Annotated in this window: 24 protein-coding genes; 7 read left to right on the forward strand and 17 right to left on the reverse strand. The window is 65.0% G+C overall.

The window, feature by feature from the left end; genetic code table 11:
• Nucleotides 1-53: 53 nt before the first annotated feature.
• Nucleotides 54-551 (reverse strand): hypothetical protein, encoded by a 498-nt coding sequence (locus ABIA42_RS17875; protein WP_271532324.1) that lies wholly within the window; start codon nucleotides 549-551, stop codon nucleotides 54-56.
• Between the two features lie 261 nt (nucleotides 552-812).
• Between ABIA42_RS17875 and ABIA42_RS17880 the strand changes: the two genes are divergently transcribed.
• Nucleotides 813-1,166: a GrlR family regulatory protein gene (locus tag ABIA42_RS17880; protein ID WP_028178611.1), complete on the forward strand. Its 354-nt coding sequence runs from the start codon at nucleotides 813-815 to the stop codon at nucleotides 1,164-1,166.
• Here the strand turns inward: ABIA42_RS17880 and ABIA42_RS17885 are convergent, their stop codons facing one another.
• From ABIA42_RS17885 to ABIA42_RS17925, 9 genes are all read right to left on the reverse strand, one after another.
• Entirely contained in the window at nucleotides 1,167-3,854 is a 2,688-nt protein-coding gene (locus ABIA42_RS17885) for a PAS domain S-box protein (RefSeq protein ID WP_370122790.1), read from the reverse strand.
• A 123-nt stretch (nucleotides 3,855-3,977) separates the two neighbouring features.
• Nucleotides 3,978-4,892: a DMT family transporter gene (locus ABIA42_RS17890; RefSeq protein WP_370122787.1), complete on the reverse strand. Its 915-nt coding sequence runs from the start codon at nucleotides 4,890-4,892 to the stop codon at nucleotides 3,978-3,980.
• Nucleotides 4,893-4,971: 79 nt separating this feature from the next.
• Complete coding sequence (locus ABIA42_RS17895) at nucleotides 4,972-5,769, reverse strand: NUDIX hydrolase (RefSeq protein WP_370122784.1); 798 nt, start codon at nucleotides 5,767-5,769, stop codon at nucleotides 4,972-4,974.
• Nucleotides 5,770-5,773: 4 nt separating this feature from the next.
• The gene (locus ABIA42_RS17900; RefSeq protein ID WP_370122782.1) at nucleotides 5,774-6,727 is read right to left on the reverse strand and encodes a dihydrodipicolinate synthase family protein; all 954 of its coding nucleotides are present in this window, start codon (nucleotides 6,725-6,727) and stop codon (nucleotides 5,774-5,776) included.
• Nucleotides 6,728-6,858: 131 nt separating this feature from the next.
• Nucleotides 6,859-7,737: an SDR family oxidoreductase gene (locus ABIA42_RS17905; protein WP_370122779.1), complete on the reverse strand. Its 879-nt coding sequence runs from the start codon at nucleotides 7,735-7,737 to the stop codon at nucleotides 6,859-6,861.
• Nucleotides 7,738-7,889: 152 nt separating this feature from the next.
• Complete coding sequence (locus tag ABIA42_RS17910) at nucleotides 7,890-8,750, reverse strand: MaoC/PaaZ C-terminal domain-containing protein (RefSeq protein WP_370122776.1); 861 nt, start codon at nucleotides 8,748-8,750, stop codon at nucleotides 7,890-7,892.
• Nucleotides 8,751-8,949: 199 nt separating this feature from the next.
• Nucleotides 8,950-9,339, reverse strand: coding sequence for a Zn-ribbon domain-containing OB-fold protein (locus ABIA42_RS17915; RefSeq protein WP_370122773.1), 390 nt, complete (start codon nucleotides 9,337-9,339; stop codon nucleotides 8,950-8,952).
• A complete protein-coding gene (locus tag ABIA42_RS17920; RefSeq protein ID WP_271532336.1) occupies nucleotides 9,339-10,496 on the reverse strand; it encodes a thiolase domain-containing protein in 1,158 nt (385 codons plus the stop codon). The genes ABIA42_RS17915 and ABIA42_RS17920 overlap by 1 nt, the downstream gene beginning before the upstream one ends.
• 478 nt (nucleotides 10,497-10,974) lie before the next feature.
• Entirely contained in the window at nucleotides 10,975-14,466 is a 3,492-nt protein-coding gene (locus ABIA42_RS17925) for an indolepyruvate ferredoxin oxidoreductase family protein (RefSeq protein ID WP_370122769.1), read from the reverse strand.
• 291 nt (nucleotides 14,467-14,757) lie between these two features.
• Between ABIA42_RS17925 and ABIA42_RS17930 the strand changes: the two genes are divergently transcribed.
• A complete protein-coding gene (locus tag ABIA42_RS17930; RefSeq protein ID WP_370122766.1) occupies nucleotides 14,758-15,969 on the forward strand; it encodes a cytochrome c in 1,212 nt (403 codons plus the stop codon).
• A 173-nt stretch (nucleotides 15,970-16,142) separates the two neighbouring features.
• On the opposite strand, the gene ABIA42_RS17935 is transcribed toward ABIA42_RS17930, so the two are convergent.
• Nucleotides 16,143-16,787 carry a trimeric intracellular cation channel family protein gene (locus tag ABIA42_RS17935; RefSeq protein WP_370122763.1) on the reverse strand — a complete coding sequence of 215 codons (645 nt, stop codon included), beginning with the start codon at nucleotides 16,785-16,787 and terminating at the stop codon, nucleotides 16,143-16,145.
• A 166-nt stretch (nucleotides 16,788-16,953) separates the two neighbouring features.
• On the opposite strand from ABIA42_RS17935, the gene ABIA42_RS17940 reads away from it, so the two are divergent.
• Nucleotides 16,954-17,379, forward strand: a complete 426-nt coding sequence (locus ABIA42_RS17940) for a hypothetical protein (RefSeq protein ID WP_370122760.1) — start codon at nucleotides 16,954-16,956, stop codon at nucleotides 17,377-17,379.
• 252 nt (nucleotides 17,380-17,631) lie between these two features.
• Here ABIA42_RS17940 and ABIA42_RS17945 read toward each other — a convergent pair whose 3' ends face one another.
• The 4 genes from ABIA42_RS17945 to ABIA42_RS17960 all read right to left on the reverse strand — a co-directional run bounded on the left by ABIA42_RS17945 (nucleotide 17,632) and on the right by ABIA42_RS17960 (nucleotide 20,403).
• Complete coding sequence (locus ABIA42_RS17945) at nucleotides 17,632-18,645, reverse strand: IS5 family transposase (protein WP_370113545.1); 1,014 nt, start codon at nucleotides 18,643-18,645, stop codon at nucleotides 17,632-17,634.
• A 213-nt stretch (nucleotides 18,646-18,858) separates the two neighbouring features.
• Nucleotides 18,859-19,668, reverse strand: a complete 810-nt coding sequence (locus ABIA42_RS17950) for an oxaloacetate decarboxylase (RefSeq protein ID WP_370122757.1) — start codon at nucleotides 19,666-19,668, stop codon at nucleotides 18,859-18,861.
• A gap of 51 nt (nucleotides 19,669-19,719) precedes the next feature.
• Nucleotides 19,720-20,070, reverse strand: coding sequence for an antibiotic biosynthesis monooxygenase (locus ABIA42_RS17955; protein ID WP_028178598.1), 351 nt, complete (start codon nucleotides 20,068-20,070; stop codon nucleotides 19,720-19,722).
• 24 nt (nucleotides 20,071-20,094) lie between these two features.
• The gene (locus ABIA42_RS17960) at nucleotides 20,095-20,403 is read right to left on the reverse strand and encodes an NIPSNAP family protein (protein WP_370122753.1); all 309 of its coding nucleotides are present in this window, start codon (nucleotides 20,401-20,403) and stop codon (nucleotides 20,095-20,097) included.
• Between the two features lie 71 nt (nucleotides 20,404-20,474).
• Between ABIA42_RS17960 and ABIA42_RS17965 the strand changes: the two genes are divergently transcribed.
• The 3 genes from ABIA42_RS17965 (at nucleotide 20,475) to ABIA42_RS17975 (ending at nucleotide 22,818) form a co-directional block, all read left to right on the forward strand.
• Complete coding sequence (locus tag ABIA42_RS17965; RefSeq protein ID WP_370122750.1) at nucleotides 20,475-21,173, forward strand: metalloregulator ArsR/SmtB family transcription factor; 699 nt, start codon at nucleotides 20,475-20,477, stop codon at nucleotides 21,171-21,173.
• A 194-nt stretch (nucleotides 21,174-21,367) separates the two neighbouring features.
• Nucleotides 21,368-22,378 (forward strand): alpha/beta fold hydrolase, encoded by a 1,011-nt coding sequence (locus tag ABIA42_RS17970; RefSeq protein ID WP_370122747.1) that lies wholly within the window; start codon nucleotides 21,368-21,370, stop codon nucleotides 22,376-22,378.
• 188 nt (nucleotides 22,379-22,566) lie between these two features.
• Nucleotides 22,567-22,818, forward strand: a complete 252-nt coding sequence (locus ABIA42_RS17975; RefSeq protein ID WP_271532354.1) for a GCG_CRPN prefix-to-repeats domain-containing protein — start codon at nucleotides 22,567-22,569, stop codon at nucleotides 22,816-22,818.
• Between the two features lie 163 nt (nucleotides 22,819-22,981).
• Here ABIA42_RS17975 and ABIA42_RS17980 read toward each other — a convergent pair whose 3' ends face one another.
• Both ABIA42_RS17980 and ABIA42_RS17985 read right to left on the reverse strand, forming a co-directional pair.
• Nucleotides 22,982-23,266: a twin-arginine translocation signal domain-containing protein gene (locus ABIA42_RS17980; RefSeq protein WP_271533694.1), complete on the reverse strand. Its 285-nt coding sequence runs from the start codon at nucleotides 23,264-23,266 to the stop codon at nucleotides 22,982-22,984.
• A 112-nt stretch (nucleotides 23,267-23,378) separates the two neighbouring features.
• The gene (locus tag ABIA42_RS17985) at nucleotides 23,379-23,693 is read right to left on the reverse strand and encodes a hypothetical protein (RefSeq protein WP_271532357.1); all 315 of its coding nucleotides are present in this window, start codon (nucleotides 23,691-23,693) and stop codon (nucleotides 23,379-23,381) included.
• A 123-nt stretch (nucleotides 23,694-23,816) separates the two neighbouring features.
• Here ABIA42_RS17985 and ABIA42_RS17990 point away from each other — a divergent pair, with 123 nt between their 5' ends.
• The gene (locus ABIA42_RS17990; protein WP_370122742.1) at nucleotides 23,817-24,470 is read left to right on the forward strand and encodes a glutathione S-transferase family protein; all 654 of its coding nucleotides are present in this window, start codon (nucleotides 23,817-23,819) and stop codon (nucleotides 24,468-24,470) included.
• Nucleotides 24,471-24,559: the final 89 nt, after the last annotated feature.

Below are 24,559 nucleotides of genomic sequence, written 5' to 3' on the forward strand. Positions count from 1 at the left end.
GCAGCGCCGGCCGTCTCAGGCATGCCACCGGAACGACGTGACGCCGCGTGGGGCTAAGTCATGCTACCGGGCATAAAGCAGCGGATGGTGACGCCCATGTAGCCGTAGATCGGCCAGACCATGGTGCGCCCCACCCGATTCGGCTCCGAGATCACGGCTTCCTCGGGCACATCGACCCAGACGAGTTCCTGCTGCTGGCCGTCGAGCGCGTAGCCGTAGCGCGGGACGCGGACGCGATAGTGCCCGTCCTTGCTGTCCCAGTCGGAGTCCGAGAGCGCCGAACCGTCGGCATCGGAGCAGCAAGGCCCCTTGCCGCTGCGCAGACCGTCGAACCATGCTTTCAATTCGGCATTGGTGTTGACGAACTGCCCGCGGTCGCGTGCGTGCCCAAAGGGGGCTGCCAGCGCAAACAAGGTCAAGGCGTACGCCAAGCTTGTCAGGCTTCGCCGGCGTATCGCACTGCCAATCCGCCGTTGTTCGCTTCTGCAGTTCGTGGGACGCGCACCGTACAGACGCGGCTCATCACCGCCGGAATCGATCCAGTTGGTCACGTTCGTCTTGCTCCAGCACCCCGCGGCCAGTGCAACAATGATTATGCATTTCGCGGGCCAACTCCGATTCGTAACGGCGAGCCCCGCTTCACCATCAGAGCGTCATGACGGCATCACGCACAAGCCGGGATAACTACGGCTCGCCGCTGCAGGCTTCCGCGAGCGGCCGGCAAACTGCCGCGTTGCGCGAGGGGATGGGCTTTGGCATAAAAGCCGGACCGGTGACGCCATTGGGCGATGGCGGCCGGCCCACGGGACGTTATGAAGAACGGCCTCTATTCAATTCACGTGACCCTGCTCGATGGTCGAGTCGGCAAGGGAAGCGGCGTGATTCTTTTCCGCGACGGCAAGATTCTTGGCGGCGATGCCTACCTCTATTACACCGGCAGCTACACGGTGAAGAACAACAACACCTTCAAAGGCGAGGTGCTGGTGCAACGGCACACTTCGCCTCGGGGCGACGACAATCCGCTGTTCGGCGGCCCTGCCCCGGTCGGCATCGGCGTCAGCGGCACCTACACGGACACGCGCGCGGAGATGACGGGCACAGCGCTGGTCGGCAAGGCCAGCCTGATTTTCGGCGCCACCCTGCACAAGCTAGCAGAGGTCGATTAGCTATTCCGCAGCCTGCTCGAGCGGCGCCACGCGCGGCAGGATGATCTGGATACGCGTGCCGCCGCCAGGTTCGGAATCGAGATCGAGCCGTCCGCCGAGCCGGTTCGTAACGATGCTGTAGACGATGTGCAGCCCAAGGCCGGTGCCGCCCTGGTCGCGCCGCGTCGTGAAGAACGGATCGAAGGCACGGCGGCGGACGTCGAGCGACATGCCGCAGCCATTGTCGGAGAAGACGATCTCGACATTGTCCTTGCCGGACTCGCGCACCTGGATCTCGATGGTTCCCGGCCGGCCGTCCGGGAAGGCGTGCGCCACCGAATTAAGAAACAGGTTGGTCAGCACCTGGCCGTATGGGCCGGGATAGCTGTTCATGGTCAGGTCCGGCTGGCACTCGACGTTGAGCGTCAGATTGTGCTTGCGCAGGCCCGGCCGCAGGCTCATCACCACCTGCTCGGTGAGGTCGCCGAGATCGAAAGTACGCTGGTCCGAATAGTTGCGGTCCGCTGCGACCTGCTTGAACGACTGGATCAACTCGGCGGCACGGTTGAGATTGGAGACGAGCTGCGAGGACGCATCGCGGCTGGTGTTGAGGAAGTCGTTGAGCGTGGAGCGGCGCAGCTCGCCTCGCTCGACTTCGGCGGTGAACATCGCGGTCTTGCGCTCCAGCGCGGAGGCGACCGTGAGGCTGATGCCGACGGGATTGTTGACCTCGTGGGCGACACCGGCGACCAGGCGCCCGAGCGCGGCGAGCTTCTCCGCCTCGATCAACGACGCCTGGGTTTCGCGCAGATTGCGCAGCGCGGTTTCGGCGGCTTCCTTGGCCTTGCGCATTTCCTGCTCGCCGCGCTTGCGCTCGCCGATGTCGAGCGCGACAGTCACGATCCGCTCGATCTCGCCCTCGGCATCGAGGAGCGGCAGCTTGTTGACCAGCCATTGGCGCATGTTGCCTGCCGCGTCCTTGTACTCCTCCTCGTAGAAGCCGAGCCCCTTGCGGAGCTTGAGCACCCTCTTGTCGCTCTCGTCGGACTTGGCCGCGCCATAGCGCGACATCAGATCGGACGTGGTGCGGCCGAGCGCATCGCCGGGCTCGATGCCGAAGATGCCCGCCATGTAGCGGTTCATCAGCACGTAGCGCAGCTCGCGGTCCTTGACGTTGATCACAGCGGGCACGGTGTCGATGACCTGCTGGAGCAGGCGCCGGCCTTCGGCGATGGCGTCCTCCGCGCGCTTCTGGTCGGTGATGTCGCGCAGCGTACCCTCGTAGCGGACGATGTTGCCCTGCTCATCCCGCACGCCCGTGGCACTGTCGGAGAGCCAGAGGATGTTGCCGTTGCGCTGACGCACCTGGTACTCGAACTCGCGCACCATGCCGTCGCGCGCCATCAACCGCTGGTATTCGGTACGCGCCTCGGGATGGACGTAGATCGTGTGGGCGATGTCGTTGATGCTGTCGATCAGCTGCTGCGGGCTGTCATAGCCCATCATCCGCGCCAGCGCCGGGTTGGCGTTGAGGAGGTCGCCGGCCGGCGTCGTCACATAGATGCCGTCGACCGAGCCCTCGAACAGCTTGCGGTAGCTCTCTTCGGCGAGGCGCTGCTCGGTGAGCGCGCGCACCGCCGCCTCGCGCGCCGTGTCGGCCTCCTCCAGCGCGCGGCGGAACACTTCGGCCGCCCGTGCGATGTCGCCGATCTCGTTGTCGAGCTCGGCGGACGGAATCGACGTGTCTTTCCGGCCGGCCGCAAGCGCGCGAATGGATCGGGCGATCTGGGCGAGCGGACGCACCGTCCTGCGTACCACGAACAGCGCAGCGGCGATGCCGATCAGCACGCCGATCGTACCGAGCACGATGCTCTGCCACCGCGCCTCGGTCAGGGTGCGAGCAAAGTCGCGCGACAGCACGTGGCCGCGCCTTGCGCTGACCTCGCGCAGCAATTCGGTGACGCGGCCGATCAATCGGCCCTCGGTGCCCAGCACCTCGCGATCGATGTCGACGATCTGCCGTTCGCGGACGGCGACGGCCATGATGGCCTCGGCATAGTCGTTCACCGCCGACTTCAGCTTGGCATCGCCAATATCAAGCGCCCGCATCCCCTGCGCGGCTTGCTCGGCCGCGGACGGATTGCGCGCGAGCAGCCCGACCGCGATCCGGCTCTGCGCCTCGGACAGGCGGGATGCCAGCTCGCGGTCCGCAGTGCCTGCGATGGCTGCATCGAACCGTTCGCGCAGCGGCGGCAGGCCGGCGAGCAGCTGGGCGCGGCGGTCGATCAGGGTCGAGATCCGCTCCAGACCGTTGCGATAGGTCGCAAGCCGCTCGGTGACCCCGTCGATCATATCCTGCTGTTCGGGCGCGAGCTCGATGCGGGTCTTCTTCAGGATGTCACTCAGGGTCGAGGCCGCCTCGCCCACCTGCTGGAACTGGATGCCGGCGCCGGGGTCTGTGACGAAGTCTCGCGCGGCGACGCGCAGCTCGTTCATGCGGCGATCGATATCCTCGGCGAGATCTCCGACGCTCTGGAGCCGCTGCAGCTCGGCGAAGGTCGTGTCGATGTGCCGGATCGCGATCACGCTCGCGGTCGAGGTGACGATGATCACCGCCAGCATCAACAGAAAACTGCCGAAGGTGAGCTGGCCGATGGAGAGCGAAAATGTTCGCCTTTTCTCAGGGGGCGGCGTCAATTCGGCGGACATTGCTGGTTTGAGGACCGGGCTGCTGGAGACCCAATATACGACGTATTGCCGCCCGGGGGGAACATGCCTCGGGGCGCGGAATATCCTTAATATCGGGGCCTGCCGCCTTCTTCAGCCGCGGCCCTACGACAGTTTGACGCTGGCTGCCCTGCGGGCCGGGATGGTCATGGCGGCGACGCCGAGGACGACGCAGGCAAGGCCGATCCAGGCGGTCCGGCTCAGGGCTTCACCCAGGAAGGCGACGCTGATGGCGACCCCGATGGGAACGCGGAGATAGGCCTGCGCGGTGGTACCGATCGATCCCAGGGTCTGGATCAGGCGGAAATAGATCGCGAACGCTGCCGCGGTCGAGAACATCGCGAGCGCGGACAGTGCCAGCATGGAGCTCGGCGAAGGTGACAGCGTCCAGGGCTGCTCGAGCGCCAGCGAGGCCGGGATCAAGACCGCGGCGCCTGCCAGCAGCGAGCCGGCAGCAGGCGCCATGGGGTCGAGGCCCTTGAAGCTGCGGCCGAAGATCGCGGCGCAGGCGTAGCAGATGGTGGCGGCGACGATGGCGGCCTCGGCGACGAGGCCGCTGCCGATGTCATGAAAGGCATCCGCCCCGACGATCAGCAGGATGCCGGCCATCCCCGCCACGACCCCGAACAGCTTCCGCGGCGTCGTCGCTTCGTGGCGGGTGACGGCCGCCGTGAGCAGGAAGGTGAAGATCGGCGCGGCCGAGTTGAGGATGGTGGCGAGCGCGGCATCGACATGGCGCTCGCCCCAGGCGATCAGCGTCCAGGGGATGACGCTGTTGAGCACGGCCTGGAACGCGAAGCGCTGCCAGGTCGCCCCATCGGTTGGCATCTTGATGCCACGTATCCACATGACGGCCAGCAGCAACAGCCCGGCAATCGCGGTGCGCGCCGCGATCAGCGTGATCGGCGGGATGGTGGCAACGCCGAGCTTGATGAAGGTATAGGAGCCGCCCCAGAGGGTTGCGAGCGCAACCAGCAGGGCCAGCTCGACGGCGATATTGGTCTCCTGCCGATTGTCCATGGCGCGCATTCCGTCCTTCTCGATGGACGGAACCTAGCGCGTCCGCGCTCGCCAATACTTCGTTGCCTATCGAAGTGTACTAGCCGACCGCTCCGACCTCGAACACCTCGCCGTCGTAACCGGCTTCGCGGGGAATGCGGAGCTGGCGGCCGGTTTCGGTCTTGGTCATGACCGGCATCACCGTGACGATCGACAGGCCGCGGGCGTGCTCCAGCGCCGCGTTCACGTTCGGCTGCTTCGCAAGCCGGATCAGATTGCGCGTGGTCGGAAACGGCAACTTGAAGCGGCCGCTCTCACCGCCCTCCACCGCTTCGCGCGGCGAGACCCAGATCGAATCGGTGGACTCACGGCCATCATGGGCGCCGAGCTGGTCGGGCGGAGCTGCCGCGAGGAAGAACCACGTGTCGAACCGCTTGGGCATGCCCTCCGGCGTGATCCAGTGTGCGTAGGGCACGAGCGTGTCCAGCGCGAGCTGGAGGCCATTGTCGGCGAGAATGTCGAGAAAGCTGATCTTGTGCTCGTTGAGCGCGACCCGGTGTGCGTCAGCGACCTCGCCGGCGCGCTTGGCATCGACCGGCGCGCCCGTCTCCTTCGACAGCGCCAGCAGGATGCCGCTCTCTTCAAAAGTCTCGCGGATCGCGGCGATACGAAATCCGCGGTCGGCTTCGCTGAGCCCCTCGCCGCCCGAATACAGGTCCGAGCGCGCGACGATCTCCTTGTCGCCGGCATCGACGCTCCCGCCGGGGAACACCAGCGCGCCCGAGTTGAACTCGATCTGATGATGGCGAACCATCATAAACACCTCGATATCCCGTGCTGCGCCGTCGCGCAGCAGGAGGATCGTCGACGCCGGGCGTGATGCTGATGTCTCGGCCATTCAACTAGCCTGCGGCGCTGGATTGCGGGCCGAGATTGGCGCGCTTGTCGACGCGTGCGACGCGCGACAGCAGGTACTCGACCTCCGCCTTCGCCGGCGCCGTGATGGTGGCGCCGGGCTTGCGCTGGGCGCTGGAAGCGATGACGCCGCGCTTCTGCAGCACGTATTTGCGCACGGCAAGGCCGGCGCCCGGTTGCTGCTCGTAGCGGATCAGCGGCAGATGCGCGTCGAACAGGTCATGCGCGGCATCGCGCTTGCCTTGCTTCGACATGCGTACGACATCGATCAGAAGCTCGGGGAAGGCATAGCCGGTCATGGCGCCATCGGCGCCGCGCTCCATCTCGAAATCCAGGAAGAGCCCACCATTGCCGCAGAGGATCGAGAGCGGCCGCAGCGAGCCGTCCTTCTGGAAGTTGCGCAGCGCCGAGATCTTCTCCAGGCCCGGCCAGTCCTCGTGCTTGAGCATCACGCAGTTCGTATTGTCCATGACGATCTTGCGGATCACCGCGGGCGTGAACACCACCGAGAGGGTCAGCGGATAATCCTGGAGCACCCAGGGCACGTCCGGGCCGATCGCTTCCGCCGCCTGCTTGAAATAGCCGATAATCTGATCGTCGGTACGCAAGCTGGGCGGCGGCGCGATCATCACGCCGGCCGCGCCCGCATCCATCGAGGCCTTCGCCAGCGAGCGCATGGTGGCAAAGCCCGGCGCGGAGACGCCGACGATGACCTGCATCTTCCTGGCGCGCTTGACGAAGCGCACCGCCACCTGCTCGGCCTCGGCCGCGTCGAGCTTGGGGGCCTCGCCCATGATGCCGAGCACGGTGACGCCGTCGCAGCCGACCTCCTCGTAGAAGTCGGTGAGGCGGTCGATCGAGCGCTCGTCGATCCGGCCGTCGTCGTGGAACGGCGTCGGCGCGATTGCGAAGGTGCCCTTGGCGTCGGCGGTCAGTTTCATCGTCTTTCCTTGTCTCTCTCTATTCGTCATTCCGGGATGGCCCGAAGGGACAGGCCCGGAATCCATAACCACAAGCCGGGGTTATGGATTCCGGGCTCGCGACTTCGTCGCGCCCCGGAATGACAGCGTAGCTAAAACCGCCGCGCCCCCATCTTGATCTGCTCCTCGGAGAAGAAGATCTCCTTGGCGTGATCGACCACGTCCGTGGCCTTCCAGCCCGTGTGCGGCGGTTTCCAGCCTTCCATTTCCATCATCCGCATTTCGCGCACGCCGCGGGGCCCGGACACGCCCAGCACCTTGCCGGTCTGGTCGCCCGACAAATCGCTGACCATGTATAGCACGGCCGGCGCGATGCCGTCCGGCCCCAGCGCCGCGCCGGGGTTCTCCTTATAGCGGGGCAGGTCTGCGGTCATGCGGGTCAGGGCGCCCGGGGCCAGCGTCCAGACCCGGATGTTGTACTTGCGGCCCTCGATGGCCAGCACGTTGGACAAGCCCCAGATGCCGCCCTTGGCCGCACCGTAGTTGCTCTGGCCGAAATTGCCGATCAGCCCTGATGTCGAGGAGGTGTTGACGATGACGCCGCCGCCGTTTTCCCGCATCCAGCGAAACACCGGCAGGGTGCAACAAAAGGTGCCCTTCAGGTGCACCTTGATGACCTTGTCCCAGTCGGCCTCGGAGGCCTTGGCGAAGGTCTGGTCGCGCAGAATGCCGGCATTGTTGACGAGGATGTCGGCACGGCCGAAATGCTTGATGGCGTCGTCAAACACCGACTGGCCGCCCTCCATGGTGGAGATGTCGGCGCCGTTGGCGACCGCCTTGCCGCCTTCGGCCTTGATCGCGTCCACCACCTGCTGCGCCATCGAGGTGTCGGCGCCGGAGCCGTCGCGAGGCCCGCCGAGATCGTTGACGACGACCGCGGCGCCTTCCCGGGCGAACAGTCTTGCGTAGGCCTCACCGAGCCCCCCGCCCGCGCCGGTGATCAGCGCAACCTTGCCGTCGAGCAGTCCCATGGTGGCTTCTCCCTGTTTGTTTTTCTTGCTCCGTCATGGCCGGGCTTGTCCCGGCCATCCACGACCTTGGTCGCGAACTGCGCGAAAGAACGTGGATGCCCGGGACAAGCCCGGGCATGACGAGATAACTCAGAGCGCGCCGAGCGGCGTCATCACCCCAGCACCGTCTTGCCGTTCTTGATCACGGTGACGCCGCGCGACTTCACCTTGGCTTCGAACGAGATCACATTGCCGTCCTTCCAGAGGTCCATGGTCACGGTCTCGCCGGGATAGACCGGCGAGGAGAACCGCGCGACGTGCTGGCGGAAGGCGCTCGCGTCGTAGTCGGCATAGGTCTGCAGCACGCCGCGGCAGGTGATGCCGTAGGTGCACATGCCGTGCAGGATCGGGCGCGGGAAGCCGGCCTTCTTGGCGAACTCCGGATCGGAGTGTAGCGGATTGCGGTCGCCGCAGAGGCGATAGACCAGCGCCTGGTCCGGGCGCGTCGTGATCTCGATGGTCTTGTCGGGCGCGCGCGAGGGGATCTTGTGCGGATCGGGCTGACTTAGGTTGGGCCCGCCAAAGCCTCCGTCCCCACGCGCAAAGCGCGAGGCAACCAGCGTCGCCAGCTTCTCGCCCTTCTCGTTCTTCAGCACGGTCTGGTGAACGATGACGACGCCCTTGTCCTTGCCCTTGTCGTAAACCTCGAGCACGGAGGAATCGGCGGTGATATGCGCGGCGACCGGCATCGGTTGATGGAAGGTGATGTCGCGCTCGCCGTCCACCACCATGACGCGGTTGAGGTTCATCTCGCCGGGCCCTGAGCCCCACGCTGCAACGGACGCGAATGTCGGCACAACCTTCAGCGGTCGCGGTGTGAACGTGCCCTCGTTGACGAAGGCGAGCTCGTTCTCGTCCATGGGATCGGCGCCGAGGCCGATGCCGTAGGCGTAGAGCATCACCTCGCGATCAGTGTAGGCGTATTTCTGGCCGATGTTCTTCAGGCCCTTGAGCTCTTCGTATCTGGCGGACATCTTGTTTGTTTCCTCCCGGATTCTTATGCGCCGCTGCCAGTCGAAGTGCCCTCTCCCCTTGTGGGAGAGGGCCGCGAGAGCCGTGCGGCAAACTCGTTTGGGTGAGGGGGTGGCTCCGCAGTGAAAGTCTCTCTGTGGAGAGAAACCCCTCATCCGGCGCTTCGCGCCACCTTCTCCCACAAGGGGAGAAGGGAAGATGCTAGGCCGGCGTGAAGAACGGCAGCGGCGCGCCGTCGGTCGGCTTGAACACCACTTTCACCTTCTGGCCGATCTTCAGCTTCTCGAGATCGCAGTCGACGAAATTGGTCTGCACCGACGGCCCCTCCTTCAGCGTGACATAGCCGATCGCGTAAGGCCCGGTCGGCGACTTCCGCATCAGGCTCCAGGTGTAGATCGTGCCCTCGCCCGACGCCTCCTCCCACACCGTCTTGTCGGAGTAGCAGAACGGGCAGATCGAGCGCGGGAAGTAGTGCGCCTCACCACAGGCGGTGCAGCGCTTGATCATGAACTTGCCTTGCTTCGCAGCGTCCCAGAACGCTGCGGTTTCCGGGTTCGTCATCGGGGCCGGATATTTCTTTGCATCTAACATCACACGCGCTCCAGAATGGCGGTCGAGGCAGCGTGGCGGACGCCGAGCAAACCGCCGGTGCCGTGGGCGATGGCGAGATCGCAATTCGGAACCTGCACCTTCGGATGCGCCTCGCCGCGCAGCTGCCTGACGGCCTCGAGGATCTTGGTCATGCCGCCGCGGTTGACCGGATGGTTGCTGCAGAGGCCGCCGCCGTCAGTGTTGAACGGCAGCTTGCCGACGCCCGAGATGAGGTTGCCGTCGGCGACGAACTTGCCGCCCTCGCCCTTCTTGCAGAAGCCGAGGTCTTCCAGCTGCATCAAGACGGTGATGGTGAAGCTGTCGTAGATCGAGGCGTATTTGATGTCCTTCGGCGTGATGCCGGCTTCCTCGAACGCGCGGGGACCGGACCACACGCCGGCGGAATAAGTGAGGTCGAGATCCTTGCCGCCGCGCGGGCCCTTCATCGCCTCGCCATGGCCGATCAGGCGCACCAGCGGCTTCTTCAGGCTCTTGGCGATCTCGGGCGTCGTCACGATCATCGCGCCGCCGCCGTCGGAGACGACACAGCAATCCATGCGATGCAGGGGATCGGAGATCATCGGCGAGTTCAGGACATCCTCGACGGTGACGACGTCCTTGAGCATCGCATGCGGATTGTATTGCGCGTGGTGCGAGGCCGCGACCTTGATCCAGGCGAGCTGCTCCGAGGTGGTGCCATAGTCGTGCATGTGGCGCATGGCACACATGCCATAGGCATTGTGCGTGGTCGCGCCGTAGGCTGTCTCGAAATCAACCTCGGCGCCCGCCGCGCGCGGCGGCATTGCCCCGGTGCGCGGCTTGCCGGCGAGCGTAACGAGCGCGATCGAGCATTTGCCCGCGGCGATCGCCTCGGCGGCATGGCCGAGATGGATGATGTAGGAGCAGCCGCCGGTCTCGGTGGAATCGACATGACGAAGCTTCTTGGTGTTCAGGCCGAGATAATCGACCATCGGCCAGGCGCCGCCCGGCGCGTCGCCCGCGCAGAAATAGCCGTCGATATCGTCCTTGCTGATCCCGGCATCCTCGATCGCGCCCTTGGCGACCTCGGCATGGAGCTGGGCGGTGGATTTGTCCGGCGCATGCCGGGTCGGGTGTTCATAGATTCCGGCAATGTAGGCCTTGCCCTTGATGGTCAAACTTCAGGTCTCCGCTTGCGCTTCTTCTTGCTCGGTTTTTTCTGAACCGCGATGGCCTGATTGGCAAGCGCGGAAATATTCCGTCGCGCGAGAGGGCAGCGGGTTGGCGCAAGTGGACGATGTTCTTGTGTCCCGGACGCGCTGCAACGCTCCAGCGTTGCTGCGCAGAGCCGGGACCCACGCGGCTGCTCATCGTTGTGACATGGGCCCCGGCTCTGCAGCGCACCGCCAAGGGCGCTGCGCTGCGTCCGGGGCACGAGAGCTCGACTGCACAAAATCCTAAAGGTGTTTTGCCCGACGACACAACCGATATTCAATTTCCGCGAAAACAACCCCATGCACAGTAGAAGGGTGGTTGATTTCAAAGAGGAAATCGTAAGGTCGATTGTAGCCCGGATGAGCGAAGCGACATCAGGGATCTCATGAGCAACGTCCCGGGTCTCGCTTCGCTCACCCGGGCTACAAGCAAATCAATGCCCTACTCGGCCGCGATCTGCCTTGGCGCGGGCGGCGGATTAGCGAGGTCCGCGGCGAGCTGGGCGTAGCGCGCCTTGGCGTCCTGAACCGCCTTCTCCTTCACCGGGCCGTAGCCGCGGATGCGGTCGGGCAGCGACAGCAGTTCGACGGCGGCGTCGATCGTGAGCGGCGACAACAGGCCGAGCACGGTGGCGACGTCCTTCTCGTAGCCCGTGATCAGATCGCGCTCGAGCTTGCGATCGGCGCTGCGGCCGAAAATGTCGAACGGCGTGCCGCGCAGGAATTTGAACTTTGCCAGCACACGGAAGACGTTCAGCATCCACGGGCCGAAGGCGCGCTTCTTCGGGCGTCCCAACGCATCGACGCCGCTCGCCAAAATCGGCGGTGCCAGGTTGAAGCTGAATTTGAAGTCGCCCTCGAACTGATCGCGGAGCTGCTGCTCGAAGGCGCCGTCGGTGTAGAGGCGCGCAACTTCGTATTCGTCCTTGTAGGCGAGGAGCTTGGCGTAGTTCACCGCGACCGCCCGCGGCAGCGCATCGCCATAGCCGCCCTTCACAGCGGCATCGCGCACCTGATCCACCAGTTTGCGATAGCGTTTTGCCAGACGACCATTCTGATAGGCGGTGAGATGCTTGGCGCGGTGCTCGATGACCTCGTCGAGAGACATTGCGTCCAGCGTCTTCGGCGCGACCACCTCGTCCGTTCCCTTCAGCATCGCGGCAAGGCGCGCGGGGTCCGCGACCGCGAGGCGGCCGAGGCGGAAGGCTTCCTTGTTCATCTTGATCGAGACGCCGTTGACCTCGATGGCCTGCTCGATCGACTCGGCCGCCAGCGGAAACAGCCCCTTCTGATAGGCGTAGCCCATCATCATCATGTTGGTGGCGATGCTGTCGCCGAGCAGCTGCTCGGCCGGCTTGGTGAAGTCGAAGAAGACGGAGTCCTTGTGCAGCGCCGTCTCCAGCAGCCCGTTCAGCTTGCGGGTCTGGAAGTTGAAGTCGCGGTTGAGGACGAAGTCGGCGGTGGGAATGACGTGGCTGTTGATGATGCCGCGGGTGCGGCTGGTATCGCAGAGCGAGATCGTGTCCTTGGCGACCGCGACCACCTCGTCGGCGGCGAGCACGAGATCGGCCGTGCCGGTGACGATGCGCGAGCAGGTCACCTCTGCCGGATGATCCGACAGGCGGACATGGCTGAGCACCGCCCCGCCCTTCTGCGCAAGGCCCGACATGTCGAGGATCATCGAGGCCTTGCCCTCGATATGGGCGGCCATGCCGAGCAGCGCGCCGATGGTCAGCACGCCGGTGCCGCCGACGCCGCCGACCGCGATGTTGTAGGGCTTGTCGAGAGTCGGTCGCGAGGCCGGCTCAGGCAGCTCGCCGATCTCGCTGAGCTCGGCCGGCGCACGGTGACGCGGTTTGCCGCCGTCGACGGTGACGAAGGACGGGCAGAAGCCCTTGAGACACGAATAATCCTTGTTGCAGGAGGACTGGTTGATCGCGCGCTTGCGGCCGAACTCAGTCTCCAGCGGCTCCACCGAGATGCAGTTCGACTGCACCGAGCAGTCGCCGCAGCCTTCGCAAACGGCGGGGTTGATCATGACGCGGCGCGCCGGGTCCTCCATCAGGCCGCGCTTGCGGCGGCGGCGCTTTTCGGCCGCGCAGGTCTGCACGAAGACGATCGCCGAGGTGCCCTTATACTCGCGGCACATCTTCATGACGCTGTCGAGCTCGTCGCGGTGATACTTCTTCACGCCGGGCGCGATGGTGTCGGCCGGATAGGCGTCAGGGGTCTCCGAGACCAGATAGATCTCGCGGATGCCCTCGGCGTGGAGCTGGAAGGTGATCTGCTGCGGCGAGAGATCGCCGTCATGGCGCTGGCCGCCGGTCATGGCGACCGCGTCGTTGTAGAGGATCTTGTAGGTGATGTTGGTCTTGGAGGCGACCGCCTGGCGGATCGCCAGAAGCCCGGAGTGGAAGTAAGTGCCGTCGCCGAGGTTCGCGAAGATGTGGTTCTCGTTGGTGAAGGGCGCGATGCCGACCCAGGGCACGCCCTCGCCGCCCATATGCGTGAACGTCTCGGTCGAGCGGTCCATCCACAGCGCCATGAAGTGACAGCCGATGCCGGCGAGCGCGCGGCTGCCTTCGGGGACTTTTGTCGAAGTGTTGTGAGGGCAGCCGGAGCAGAAGTAGGGAGTTCGGGAAACGGGGGCGACCGCCTGCATCTGGGTCGCCTGGCGGCCGTTGAACCAGTCGGCCTTGACGCGGAGCATCTCCGCGATCTCAGGGTTGAGATTAAGTCGAAGCAGCCGCTCGGTCAGCGAGGTCGCGAGCGAGGCGACGCTGAGCTCGGCGGCGAAGGTCAAAAAGCGCTTGTCGTGCTCGTCCATCTTGCCGACGATGCGCGGGCGGACGTCGTCGCGCCAGTTGAACAGCTCCTGCTTGACCTGGTTCTCGACGATCTCGCGGCGCTCCTCGATGATGAAGATCTCCTCGAGGCCGACAGCAAACTGCCGCACGCCTTCCGGCTCCAGCGGCCAGGGCATGCCAATCTTGTAGAGACGAAGGCCGATCTTGGCGGCGACCTCCTCGGTGATCCCCAGCTCGCGCAGCGCCTGGCGAACGTCCTCGTAGCTTTTGCCCGACGCCATGATGCCGAAACGGGCGTTCGGCGAATCCATGGTGACGCGGTTGACCTTGTTGGCGCGCGCGAAGGCGATGGCGGCAAAGCCCTTATAGTCCTGCAGGCGCCGGTCCTGCTCGAAGCGGTCGTCGGGCCAGCGCAGATTGAGCCCGCCGGGCGGCAGCTCGAAATCGGTGGGGATGACGAAAGGCTTCATCTCGTCGGTGAGGTCGATCTCGGCGGTGGTCTCCACCGTCTCGGTGATCACCTTCATGCCGACCCAGCAGCCGGAATAGCGCGACATCGCGATGCCGAGCAGGCCCATCTCGATCATCTCGTGGATGCTCGAGGGATAGAGATAGGGCATCAGCGCCGAGATGAAGGCATGGTCGGACTGATGCGGGACGGTCGAGGATTTTGCGCCGTGGTCGTCACCGGCAAGGCAGAGCACGCCGCCGTTCTTGGCCGAGCCGGCCGCATTGCCGTGGCGGAACACGTCGCCACAGCGGTCGACGCCCGGGCCCTTGCCGTACCAGATTCCGACCACGCCATCATATTTGGCACCGGGCGAGAGGTTGAGCTGCTGCGAGCCCCAGACGGCGGTGGCCGCCAGATCCTCGTTCACGCCGGGCTGGAACTTGATGTTGTACTGCTCCAGATGCTTGCGGGCGGCGAAGAGCTGCTGGTCGTAGCCGCCGAGCGGCGAGCCGCGATAGCCGGAGATGAAGCCCGCGGTATTGAGGCCGTTGGCGCGGTCGCGCCGGATCTGGGCCATCGGCAGGCGGACCAGGGCCTGGATGCCCGTGGTGAAGACGTGCCCGGTCTGCTGGGTGTATTTCTGATCGAGACTGATCGGACCCTGGTTGATGCCCATGCTGTCCTCGTTTGGCCCTGCTCAGGCCTTTGTTACTTAAGGTCGCTTAAGCCGTTGCCTTCCCGTCGTTTTTAGCTAGGGCGCGCCGACCGTCACCGCCACTCTATGTCGGATATTTCATGATCCGCACCACAAATCTGGACGAAAAGGCGCGCCGGGTAAAAATCGCAATTTCGTGGCCTCAAACACGCCGGGCATTTTCAATTTGTGTCACCATACCCCCGCCGTCGCGAAATGAATGGCCGCCCCCATGGCCCCGATGACGGCGATTGGTCGCAGGAGAAGCCGAGCATGCGCACGATTCTGGCTTTGATTGCGTTGTGCAGTGCAGTTGCTGGCGCGGCGCTTGCCGCCGAGCCATCACCGGAACTGATCGCCTATGGCAAGAAGCTGGTCGAGGCCGGCGACTGCGCGGGCTGCCACACCGCCGATCCGGCCAAGCCGTTCGCGGGCGGCAAGCGGATCGACACGCCTTTCGGCGCGATCTTTGCGCCGAACCTGACGCCGGACCGCGACACCGGCATCGGCGCCTGGACGGATGCCGATTTCGTGCGCGCGGTGCGCACCGGCATCGCGCCCGACGGCTCGAACTATTACCCGGCGTTTCCCTATCCTTACTTCACCAAAATGACGAAGGACGACACGCTGGCGATCCGCGCTTATCTTGCCACGCTGGCGCCCGTAGCGAACCGCAACAAGCCGCCGGAGCTGCGCTGGCCGTTCGGCTATCGCGGCCTGATGCGGCTCTGGAACGCCGTGTACTTCAAGCCCGGGCTGTTCGAGCCGGACCAGAGCAAGAGCGCGGCCTGGAACAGAGGCGGCTATCTCGTCACCGGGCTCGGTCATTGCGGCGCCTGCCACACGCCGAAGAACTATTTCGGCGCCGACAGGGACGCGCAGGCGCTATCCGGCAACGAGGTCGGCGGCTGGTTTGCCCCCCGCCTCGATGGCGCCGTCCGCACCGGGCTGAAATCGTGGAGCGAGGAGGACATCACGGAGTATCTGCAAAGCGGGCGCAACGCCAAAAGCCATGCCGGCGGGCCGATGGCGGAGGTCGTCGTCAACTCGACCGCGAAGATGAGCGATGCCGATGTGCGAGCAATCGCCATTTACTTGAAGAGCCTGCCGTCGACGCGACGCGAGACGATCGTGACGCCGCCTGATGATGCCGAGATGAAGGCCGGCCAGGCCGTCTACGCCAAACTGTGCATCGCCTGCCATGAGGCCGACGGCTCCGGAACCCCGCGCATCTATCCGCCGTTGCCAGGCAATGCGCTGCTGCAATCCAACAACCCATCCTCCACCTTGCGCATCATCCTCGACGGCGCCTACACCGTGACCACGCCGCGCGCGCCCAACACCGGCGAGATGCCGGGATATGCCAAACAACTGTCCGACGACGAGATCGCGGCGGTGACGAATTACATCCGCAATTCCTGGGGCAATGCGGGCCTGCTGGTGACGCCGGCCCAGGTGGCGAGGGCGAGAAAGCAACAGCAGTAACATTGGAAGACGCTCACCACGGCCCCGTTCGTCATTGCGAGCGTAGCGAAGCAATCCAGAGTCCCTCCGCGGAAAAATATCGGACTATTCCGTTGCCTCGCATGACGACGGCAACAAAGGCGCGCGTGCGGCGAACAGCTCGACTGGCGCGGACTCCCCTCACCCGGAGGAGGTCAGCGCTCCTCATCCCCGGTGAACACGAATTTCGGCATCTCCCATCTGTAGTGCACCGCAAGCAGGCGGAAGCTGAGGCCGAGCGCGAAGGTCAAAATCGTCCAGAGCTCGGCATTGAGATTGAAGCCGAACGCCGTCGCGTAGAACAAGCCAGTCACGACCGAGACGCTGGCATAGAGCTCGGATCGAAACAGCAGCGGCACGTCGTTGCAGAGCACATCGCGCAACACACCGCCGGCGCAGCCCGTCACCATGCCCGAGACGATCACGATCGGCAGCGAGGCGTCCATCTGCCAGGCGACGTTGCAGCCGATCATGGTGAAGACGACGAGGCCGATGGCATCGAGCACGATGAAGGCGAGGTGCAGCCGGTGGACGAGGCGCGCGATCAGGATCGTCAGCAGCGCCGCCCCACCCGGCAGAGCAAGGTAGATCGGGTTGGCCACCCACACCAGCGGATAGTGACCGAGAAACAGGTCGCGTAGCGTGCCGCCGCCAAGCGCGGTGATGCAGGCGAGAAGACAAACGCCGACATAGTCCATGCTGCGCCGCCCCGCGGCCAGTGCCGCCGTCATGCCCTCTGCCGTCAAGGCGACGAGGGCCAGAAAGTGCAGCACGCTATCGGTCGGCGGCAGACTCCACATCGGTTTCGTTCCCTCGTCGCAGCCATGGAACTCGCGTCCAGTTCCCGAGCGAACAGGTTCCCGATTCCCGACACGAGGGCAACATGCGACGAAAGCATGGGGTGGCGCGGAACGGAATCTCGCACCTGAGGGTTGTCCCGACGTCATAACCGAGGAGATCCAATCGATGGCTGACGACCGTTTTCCCAACGATCCGTATCGCCCGAACCTCGCCGACGATGAGTTTTCTCGCGCGGCGCGCCGGGATGCCGACCTTCAAGCCGATCCTGAGCTCGGGGAAGGCCCTGCCTCCAGCGGCAAGATCGCGCTGTTTGCGGTAGCGGTCGCCCTGGTGCTGGGCGCCGTGTTCTACGGCTTGAACAATACCACCACGACCAACGAGGCCAGCAACACGCCGGCCTCGCAGACCGCGCAGACGCAGCCGACCAATCCGGCGGCGCCTCCTGGCGTGCGCGACGTGACGCCGCGCAACAACACCGAGCCGGGCGTGACCACGGGTGCGGCGCCGAGCAGGCCTGCTGCCCCGGCTCCCGATACGCCTGCTGCAAAGCCGGCGCCGGGTTCGCAGTCGCCGTCTGACGGCGCGAAGTAACAGTTAGCAATGAGACGTGAGAGCGGCGGGATGCAACATCCCGCCGCTTTTCGTTGGCCTAGCTGTGGTGAGATGAGGCTTGATCGCTGCAACGACGGAGATGCACTCCCTCTCCCGCAAGCGGGAGCTTTGCATAATTGGATGTAAGGGACTGGTTCCCGATGTCGGGCTTTTTTTGCGCGGGGTCGGACGGCGCGCGGGCGTTGAATGGTTGGGTTTTCGCGGCCAACCGATGGCGTTGGGCGGCGGCGGTCATGCCGCAGCTCCCGCAGGAGACAGCACTGCCCATCGTTTGAGATTCATGGCGAGGCAGATCAGGCGCAGACGCGTCTGGTTGCGCGCCAAGCCGAGATAGCGGGCGCGCGCCCAGCGGTAGCTGCCCTTGAGGCGCGCGAAGACCTGCTCGACCGGTGCGCGGCGCTTTCCCACAGCGTCGTTGAAGCGCTTCTGCCGCTCGGTCAGCGGATGATGCTTGTTGGGCCGAAACATCAGCCGCGGCTTGATGCCTCGCGCACGGAGGCCGCTGCGGCGCTCGTGCTTGTCATAGGCCTGGTCGGCGTAGACCGCCTTCTCATCACCACAGATCAACTCGTCGGCGGGCACCGTGTCGTTGACCGCAGCATCGGTCAGCTTGTTGCGGCGGATGATGGCCGAGCCCTTGTCGATGCCGACATGCGCCTTGTAGCCGAAGTATCGTTTGCCGCCCTTCTTGGTCCAGCGCGCATCCGGATCGCGCTTGCTGTTGACCAGTTTGCTCGGCGCCCGGCCGTCCGGGCCGGGCGGCTGCGGGTCCTCTGGCGGCTTTGGCGGCTTCACCGCCGCCGGGATCAGGCTCGCATCGATCAGTGTGCCCCGCCGCAGCACCAGCCCATGCGCCTCGATCTGGCGCAGGATCTCACCGAACAGCGTCTCGTCCAGGCCGGCCCGCTGCAAAGCGTCGCGGAAGCGCCAGATCGTTGCGTGGTCGGGGGTCTCGTCGCCCAGCACAAAGCCGCAGAAATCGCGGAACGAGGCGCGATCATCCAGCGCCTCTTCAAGCTCAGGATCGGACAGCCCGTACCATTGCTGCAGCAGCAGCGCCTTGAACATCACCAGCCGCGGATAGGCCGGCGCGCCCCGCTCCGGTTCCGGCAGACCGCCCAGCACGCGCGCCACTGCCGCCCAATCGACCAGTTCGCCAACCCGCCTCAGCACCCGATTGCCTTTCCCTCGCCGCGACACCAGCGCGTCCGCGAAGCTCGGTTGTCCAACCTGCCGATATGCCATCCCCAGCCCCCTACCAATCAAGCCGAGAGAATTGCAGATTCGTGCTTTATGCAAAGCTCTCGCTCGCGGGAGAGGGTCGGGGAGAGGGTATTTCCGCAATGGGACAATCCCCAAGAGGAGAAAGCCCTCACCCGGCGCTTCGCGCCGACCTCTCCCGCAAGCGGGAGAGGTGAAGGAGCCGCGGCAATCGATTCAACCTAAAGCCATTCCGCTTTAGCTGAACATCTTGTTGAACTCGCCGCCGGGATAGCCGCCGGCAAGCTCTGTGAACGTTCCCTTCTCCGCCATCTCCTTTGCAGCGCGCATGAAGCCGCCCCAAGCGGCGCGGGCGAGCGAGCCCCCCACACTGATGCGGCGCACGCCGAGAGCTTGGGCTTCCTGCAGCGACAGGCCGGACGCGCCGATCAGGAGATTGAACGGTTTCGGATGCACCGCCTTCACCACGGCGGCGATGTCCTCGCGGCTCTTCAGGCCCGGCGCGTAGAGACAGTCGGCGCCCGCATCGGCATAGGCGGTGAGCCGATCGATGACGAGCTTGAGGTCGGTGACGCCCCACAAGTAAGCCTCGCAGCGGCCGACCAGCAGCGTGCCACTGTCGCCGATCGCCTTGCGCGAGGCCTTGATGCGCTCGACCGCAAGCGCGCGGTCGTAGAGCGGCTTGTCCTTGTCGCCTGTGGAATCCTCGATCGAGAGGCCCGCGACGCCGGTACGCACACAGCGTTCGACATTGTCGGCGACCCTGTCCGGCTCGACGGCAAAGCCGCCCTCGAAATCGGCGTTGACGGGAATGTCGACGGCCGAGCTCAATGCTGCCAGGTGCTGACAGACGTCCTCGACGCTGACGTGGTTGTCGGCCTTGCCGATGGTCCAGGCAAAGCCTGCGCTCGAGGACGCGATCGCCTTGAAACCGAGATGCTGCAAGGCTTTCGCGCCGCCGACATCGACCGGATTGGGCAGGATGAAGCAGCCGCTCTCGTGCATCTTCCTGAACGTCGCGCGCTTGTCCGCGGTCGTCACGTGCATGTTTCTCTCCCTAGTTGGCCGCGCAGAGATAGGCGCGCCCTTTCAAGTGCGCTAGTGCCCGTCGTGTACGGCGCGGCTGTCCTTCGGAGCCTGCTCGCGGTCGGTCATGCTGTAATCCCGGATCACGCTGGCGATGCGCAGATGATAGTCCGCGAAGATCTTTGCGCGGCCTTTCGCTTGCGTGCGGCGATGCTCCATCGTGTTGCGCCAGGCCTGCACGGCTGCCTCATCCCGCCAGAACGACACCGACAGGATCTTGCCCTTCTCGGTCAGGCTCTCGAAGCGCTCGACCGAGATGAAGCCGTCGATGGTCTGCAGCAGCGGCTTCAGATCGGCCGCGAGGTCGAAATAGTCCTGGCGGTGTTCCGGCTTGGGCCAGACCTCGAAGATCACGGCAATCATGAGCATCTCCTGCTGTTGGTTGGCCTACAATACCACCTTGCGCAGGAAGGTGCGCTCTTCGGCGAGGATGAATTTCTCGGACTCGGCAAAATTGAAGTTTGCCATGCCGTCGAGATCGGCCCGCAGCCGTTTGCGATAGGCCTCGTAGGCGGCCAGGCTCTCGAACGAGATCAGGGCGGACGCGATGTTGTTGGTGCCCTCATGCGGCATGAAATAACCGATCAGGTCGCCGCCACATCTCGGGATGATGGTGAGCCAGCGCTTCGAATATTCCTCGAACTGCGCGCGCTTGAAGGGATCGAGCTGGTAACGGATGAAGACGGTGACGGACATGACGGGTTCCTGTGCTTGAAGCAACACGCTACGCCCTTGCCCGGCCACAATGCTTCGACTACCATCGAAGCATGAAAGCAGGTCCTGATATCGCCATGGTCGCCTCCCTCGTCGGCGACCCCGCGCGCGCCAACATGCTCACGGCGCTGATGAACGGCCGCGCGCTCACCGCGAGCGAGTTGGCGCAGGAGGCCGGCATCACACCGCAGACCGCAAGCTCGCATCTTTCGAAGCTCGAGGCCGGCGGCCTCGTCGAGCCCGAGAGGCAGGGCCGCCACCGCTATTACCGCCTCACCGACGACGACGTCGCCGGCGTGCTGGAGGGCCTCGCGGGCCTCGCCGCGCGGACCGGCCACATGCGGGTGCGCACCGGACCGAAGGATCCGGCGCTGCGGCGGGCGCGGATCTGTTACGACCATCTCGCCGGCGATCTCGGCGTGCAGATGCTCGACACCATGCGCGAGCGAAACCTCGTCAGGCAGAAGAAGCAGGACATCGAGCTGACGGCCGAGGGCGAGCGCTTCCTCGTCAAGCATCTGCAGATCTCGCCCGAGATGCTGACTCATCCGCGCCGCCCGGTGTGCAAGGCCTGCCTCGACTGGAGCGAGCGGCGGCATCATCTCGCCGGCACGCTGGGCGCCGCCTTGATGCAGCGCTTCGCCGAACTGAAATGGGCCTCGCGCGATGCCACGCCCGGCAGCCGCGTGGTGAATTTCACCCGCACAGGCGAGAAGCAGTTCGCCACGCTGTTCGGCAGCGGGCAGGACTGATCACGCGGGGCGCGTGGGTTCGCACGTTTGCGTGTGAATGCGGGCTCTCGTCGTGGGCGGGCTTGACCCGGCCGTTGACGTCTTTATGCGCATTGTCATTCCGGGATGGTCCGAAGGACCAGACCCGGAATCTCGAGATTCCGGGTTCGCGCTGCGCGCGCCCCGGAATGACTGCTCCAATTACGAGACCCTCCATGAACCGCCTCCTCCCGGCCGCGCTCGCCGCCGCCCTTCTCGTCTCTCCGTTCACCTTCGCCATCGCCGCCGACAGCCCGCCCCGTGAGCCCTATGGCATCGCGCTCGAAGGCTTTGCCTATCCCTACCCCGTGCACCTCCTGCCGGTCGTCAACGATGGCGAGCAGCTCAGCATGGCCTACATGGACGTGTCGCCCGCGCAGCCGAACGGCCGCACCGTGGTGCTGCTGCACGGGCGCAATTTCCCGTCGAGCTATTGGGCGCCGGTGATCAAGATGCTGAGCGAGGCCGGCTTCCGCGTCGTGGTGCCGGACCAGATTGGTTTCGGCAAATCCTCCAAACCGCAGGGCGAACTGCATTTCGACTCGCTGGCGCGCAACACAATCGCGCTGCTCGATCATCTCAAGATCGACAAGGCCGAGATCGTCGCCCACTCGCTCGGCGGCATGCTGGGCGTGCGCATCGCCCGCGCCTATCCCGAACGCGTCGCCCATCTGGTGCTGACCGCGCCGATCGGGCTGGAGGATTACCGCCTCTACGTGCCGCCGACGCCGACCGAGAAGATAATCGAGACCGAGGACAAGCTCACCGCCGAGGGCTATCGCAAGCAGCTCCAGACCAATTACGCGATCAAGCTGCCGGCCGAGGCGATCACGCCGTTCATCGATGCCCGCTTCAACATCAAGGGCAGCCCCGACTATCCGCGCTGGCTGCGCGCCTTCGTCAGCTCAGGCCAGATGATCTACCGAGAGCCGGTGGCGCACGAGATTCCGCTGATCGCGCTGCCGACGTTGTTCATCATGGGGGCCGACGACCATAACGCACCGGGCCGGCCACTCGCGCCCGAGGCGCTGCGGGCCAAGATGGGGCAGAACGCCGAGCTGGCGAAGGCGCTGGCGGCGAAGATGCCGAATGCGCGGGCCGAGGTGATCCCGAACACCGGGCATCTCGTCTTTCTGGAGGCGCCCGAGAAGTACAAGGAGCTGGTGCTTGGTTTTCTCGGCCGCTAGCGACAGTTGCGTGTCGTCTGAGGCAGGATGCGCGGAACGTTCATGCCGCATTCAGGTCATGATTGGCAGGTTTGGATCGCGACGTGTCGGCACGCCCCAGATTTAACGTGTCGAATCGTGTCTCTTGATTCATTGTGCGCCGCAAGCGCCGTTCCCCTAGCCTGCCTAAGGACGAGAAGGAAGACCAAATGAAATACCTGTTTGCCGCCGTCATGCTCGCCAGCGCGGTCGTCGGTTTCAGCGAGGCGGCCAGCGCCGCCGGAGGTTGCGGCCCGGGTTGGTATCGCGGCCCCTATGGCGGCTGCCGTCCGATGCGCGGCCCGGTCGTCGTTCGCCGCGCTCCGGTGGTGGTCGCCCCGGCGCCGGTCGTCGTTGTGCCTCGCGCACGCGTGTGCCCCTACGGCTTCCGCTGGTACGCCGGCCGCTGCCGCCCGTTCTGATCTCGTCCATTTGCGTTCAAAGTGGCCGCGCGGCGGAAGCCAGCGCGGCCATTTTTTTGGGAGTTGCTGTCAACAATTCGGCCGCCATGGAACTGGAGCGCCTCCAGAATCGAAACGGGGACCGCCGGCGGCGATCCCCGTCCAATCCGCGAACGTCGCGAGCTTACCAGTGATGGCGGCGGTGCCAGCGTCGGCGATGCCGGCGCCAATGACGGCGGTGCCAGCCCCAGTGGCGGTGATGGCCGTAGTGTACCTGCTCTGGCGTCAGCTTGGTGGCTTCCTCGCTGGTGGTGACCGCGGGATGAGCGTCGGAATTGCCCTGCGGCATACGGGCGGGGTCACCGACCGGCTGCGGTGACAGCGGCGCGGCCTGCGCGGCCGTCGCGGCGAAGGCGGCGGCGCCCGCCGTCACCCCCAATGCAAGTTTCAAAAAGTTCCGGCGCTCCATCATTTCTTCCTTTGGTCATCGTGACTTGTGATGCAGAGGAAGTGTCGCGTTCACGACATGAACCGAAGCTGAATCGCGCGTTCAGATTTATTGAGCTGCGGATGTCTCCCGCCTATTTCGCTAATTCCTGCGCCAGCACAAGCGTTTCGCGCGTGCGCTTCACGTCGGGCCAGTCGCGGTTGAAGTCGGCGACGAGCTTTCGTAGCGCGTCACCTTTCAGCATCGCATTCAGCTTTGCCTCGTCATCGAACTGATACATCGCCTGGTGCAGCGAGGGATCGTCCAGACTCCAGAACCGCCAGGCCTTGCTCACGCCGAACGCCTTCACCGCATCGGGCAGGTGTTCCGTCTCGTACCATCGGTCGAAAGCAGCGCGCTTATTGGGATCGGTGACGATGGCGCGGACGACGAAAAAGGCTGCTGGCATCGGGTTTCCTCCTGTTGTTTGGCGCGAGCCTAGCCGGTTAAGCCGCCGGCGACAAAAAAGCGGGCCCCGATGTCGGGACGGGCGCCCTTCGCTCGTCCTTTGCTTCGAACACGGAGACAGCAAATGGCCGACCTCACCTTGACCACCTTCAATTGGGTTCCCGAACCGCCGCGAGGCTTTGTGCGCGACCTTCGCGTGCGCTGGGCGCTCGAAGAGGCGGCGCTGCCTTATCGCGTCGCAAGCGCCCCGTTCGGCGACCGCGGGCCCGCACACCTCGCGCACCAGCCGTTCGGGCAGGTGCCGTGGCTGACCGACGGCGATATCTCGATCTTCGAGACCGGCGCGATCCTGCTGCATCTCGGCGGGCTCAGCGAGAAGCTGATGCCATCCGATCCGCGCGGCCGCAGCGAGACGACGAAATGGGTGTTCGCGGCGCTCAATTCGGTGGAGATGGCGAGCCTGCCCTGGGGCATGTCGAAGTTCATGGGCCATCCGACCGACACGGCGGCGTGGAAATTCGTCGACGACTTCCTCAAGCTCCGGCTCAAGCATCTCGAGCCGGTGCTGGGCAGCCGCGAATGGCTGGCGGGCTCCTTCTCCGTCGCCGACATCCTGATGGCGGACGTGCTGCGCGTCGTCGATGGTTTCGACGGGCTGACGGACAGCCCTGCCTGCCGCGCCTACGTCGCGCGCGCCACCGGACGTCCGGCGTTCGCCAAGGCCCACGCCGACCAGATGGCGCATTTCGCCGCGGCGGATGCGACGCACGAGGCGTGATGTGGCTCACACATTCAATCCAGCTCCTGGCCTATAGAGTCGCCATCGCCGAATGAAGCAATTCGCCTGAGTTTATTTCCGCTGAGAGG

This window comes from Bradyrhizobium sp. USDA 327 (genome assembly GCF_041262065.1).
GTDB lineage: Bacteria > Pseudomonadota > Alphaproteobacteria > Rhizobiales > Xanthobacteraceae > Bradyrhizobium > Bradyrhizobium liaoningense.

Excerpts from the sequence above, each read along its gene's own strand:
- ABIA42_RS17885 (WP_370122790.1), bottom strand. The coding sequence starts at position 3,854 with ATGTCCGCCGAATTGACGCCGCCCCCTGAGAAAAGGCGAACATTTTCG.
- ABIA42_RS17985 (WP_271532357.1), bottom strand. The coding sequence starts at position 23,693 with ATGCCAGCAGCCTTTTTCGTCGTCCGCGCCATCGTCACCGATCCCAAT.
- ABIA42_RS17965 (WP_370122750.1), top strand. The coding sequence starts at position 20,475 with ATGAAAGCAGGTCCTGATATCGCCATGGTCGCCTCCCTCGTCGGCGAC.
- ABIA42_RS17960 (WP_370122753.1), bottom strand. The coding sequence starts at position 20,403 with ATGTCCGTCACCGTCTTCATCCGTTACCAGCTCGATCCCTTCAAGCGC.
- ABIA42_RS17915 (WP_370122773.1), bottom strand. The coding sequence starts at position 9,339 with ATGTTAGATGCAAAGAAATATCCGGCCCCGATGACGAACCCGGAAACC.
- ABIA42_RS17905 (WP_370122779.1), bottom strand. The coding sequence starts at position 7,737 with ATGGGACTGCTCGACGGCAAGGTTGCGCTGATCACCGGCGCGGGCGGG.
- ABIA42_RS17910 (WP_370122776.1), bottom strand. The coding sequence starts at position 8,750 with ATGTCCGCCAGATACGAAGAGCTCAAGGGCCTGAAGAACATCGGCCAG.
- ABIA42_RS17930 (WP_370122766.1), top strand. The coding sequence starts at position 14,758 with ATGCGCACGATTCTGGCTTTGATTGCGTTGTGCAGTGCAGTTGCTGGC.
- ABIA42_RS17950 (WP_370122757.1), bottom strand. The coding sequence starts at position 19,668 with ATGCACGTGACGACCGCGGACAAGCGCGCGACGTTCAGGAAGATGCAC.
- ABIA42_RS17955 (WP_028178598.1), bottom strand. The coding sequence starts at position 20,070 with ATGATTGCCGTGATCTTCGAGGTCTGGCCCAAGCCGGAACACCGCCAG.
- ABIA42_RS17900 (WP_370122782.1), bottom strand. The coding sequence starts at position 6,727 with ATGAAACTGACCGCCGACGCCAAGGGCACCTTCGCAATCGCGCCGACG.
- ABIA42_RS17970 (WP_370122747.1), top strand. The coding sequence starts at position 21,368 with ATGAACCGCCTCCTCCCGGCCGCGCTCGCCGCCGCCCTTCTCGTCTCT.
- ABIA42_RS17925 (WP_370122769.1), bottom strand. The coding sequence starts at position 14,466 with ATGGGCATCAACCAGGGTCCGATCAGTCTCGATCAGAAATACACCCAG.
- ABIA42_RS17975 (WP_271532354.1), top strand. The coding sequence starts at position 22,567 with ATGAAATACCTGTTTGCCGCCGTCATGCTCGCCAGCGCGGTCGTCGGT.
- ABIA42_RS17990 (WP_370122742.1), top strand. The coding sequence starts at position 23,817 with ATGGCCGACCTCACCTTGACCACCTTCAATTGGGTTCCCGAACCGCCG.
- ABIA42_RS17880 (WP_028178611.1), top strand. The coding sequence starts at position 813 with ATGAAGAACGGCCTCTATTCAATTCACGTGACCCTGCTCGATGGTCGA.
- ABIA42_RS17940 (WP_370122760.1), top strand. The coding sequence starts at position 16,954 with ATGGCTGACGACCGTTTTCCCAACGATCCGTATCGCCCGAACCTCGCC.
- ABIA42_RS17890 (WP_370122787.1), bottom strand. The coding sequence starts at position 4,892 with ATGGACAATCGGCAGGAGACCAATATCGCCGTCGAGCTGGCCCTGCTG.
- ABIA42_RS17980 (WP_271533694.1), bottom strand. The coding sequence starts at position 23,266 with ATGGAGCGCCGGAACTTTTTGAAACTTGCATTGGGGGTGACGGCGGGC.
- ABIA42_RS17935 (WP_370122763.1), bottom strand. The coding sequence starts at position 16,787 with ATGTGGAGTCTGCCGCCGACCGATAGCGTGCTGCACTTTCTGGCCCTC.
- ABIA42_RS17895 (WP_370122784.1), bottom strand. The coding sequence starts at position 5,769 with ATGGCCGAGACATCAGCATCACGCCCGGCGTCGACGATCCTCCTGCTG.
- ABIA42_RS17945 (WP_370113545.1), bottom strand. The coding sequence starts at position 18,645 with ATGGCATATCGGCAGGTTGGACAACCGAGCTTCGCGGACGCGCTGGTG.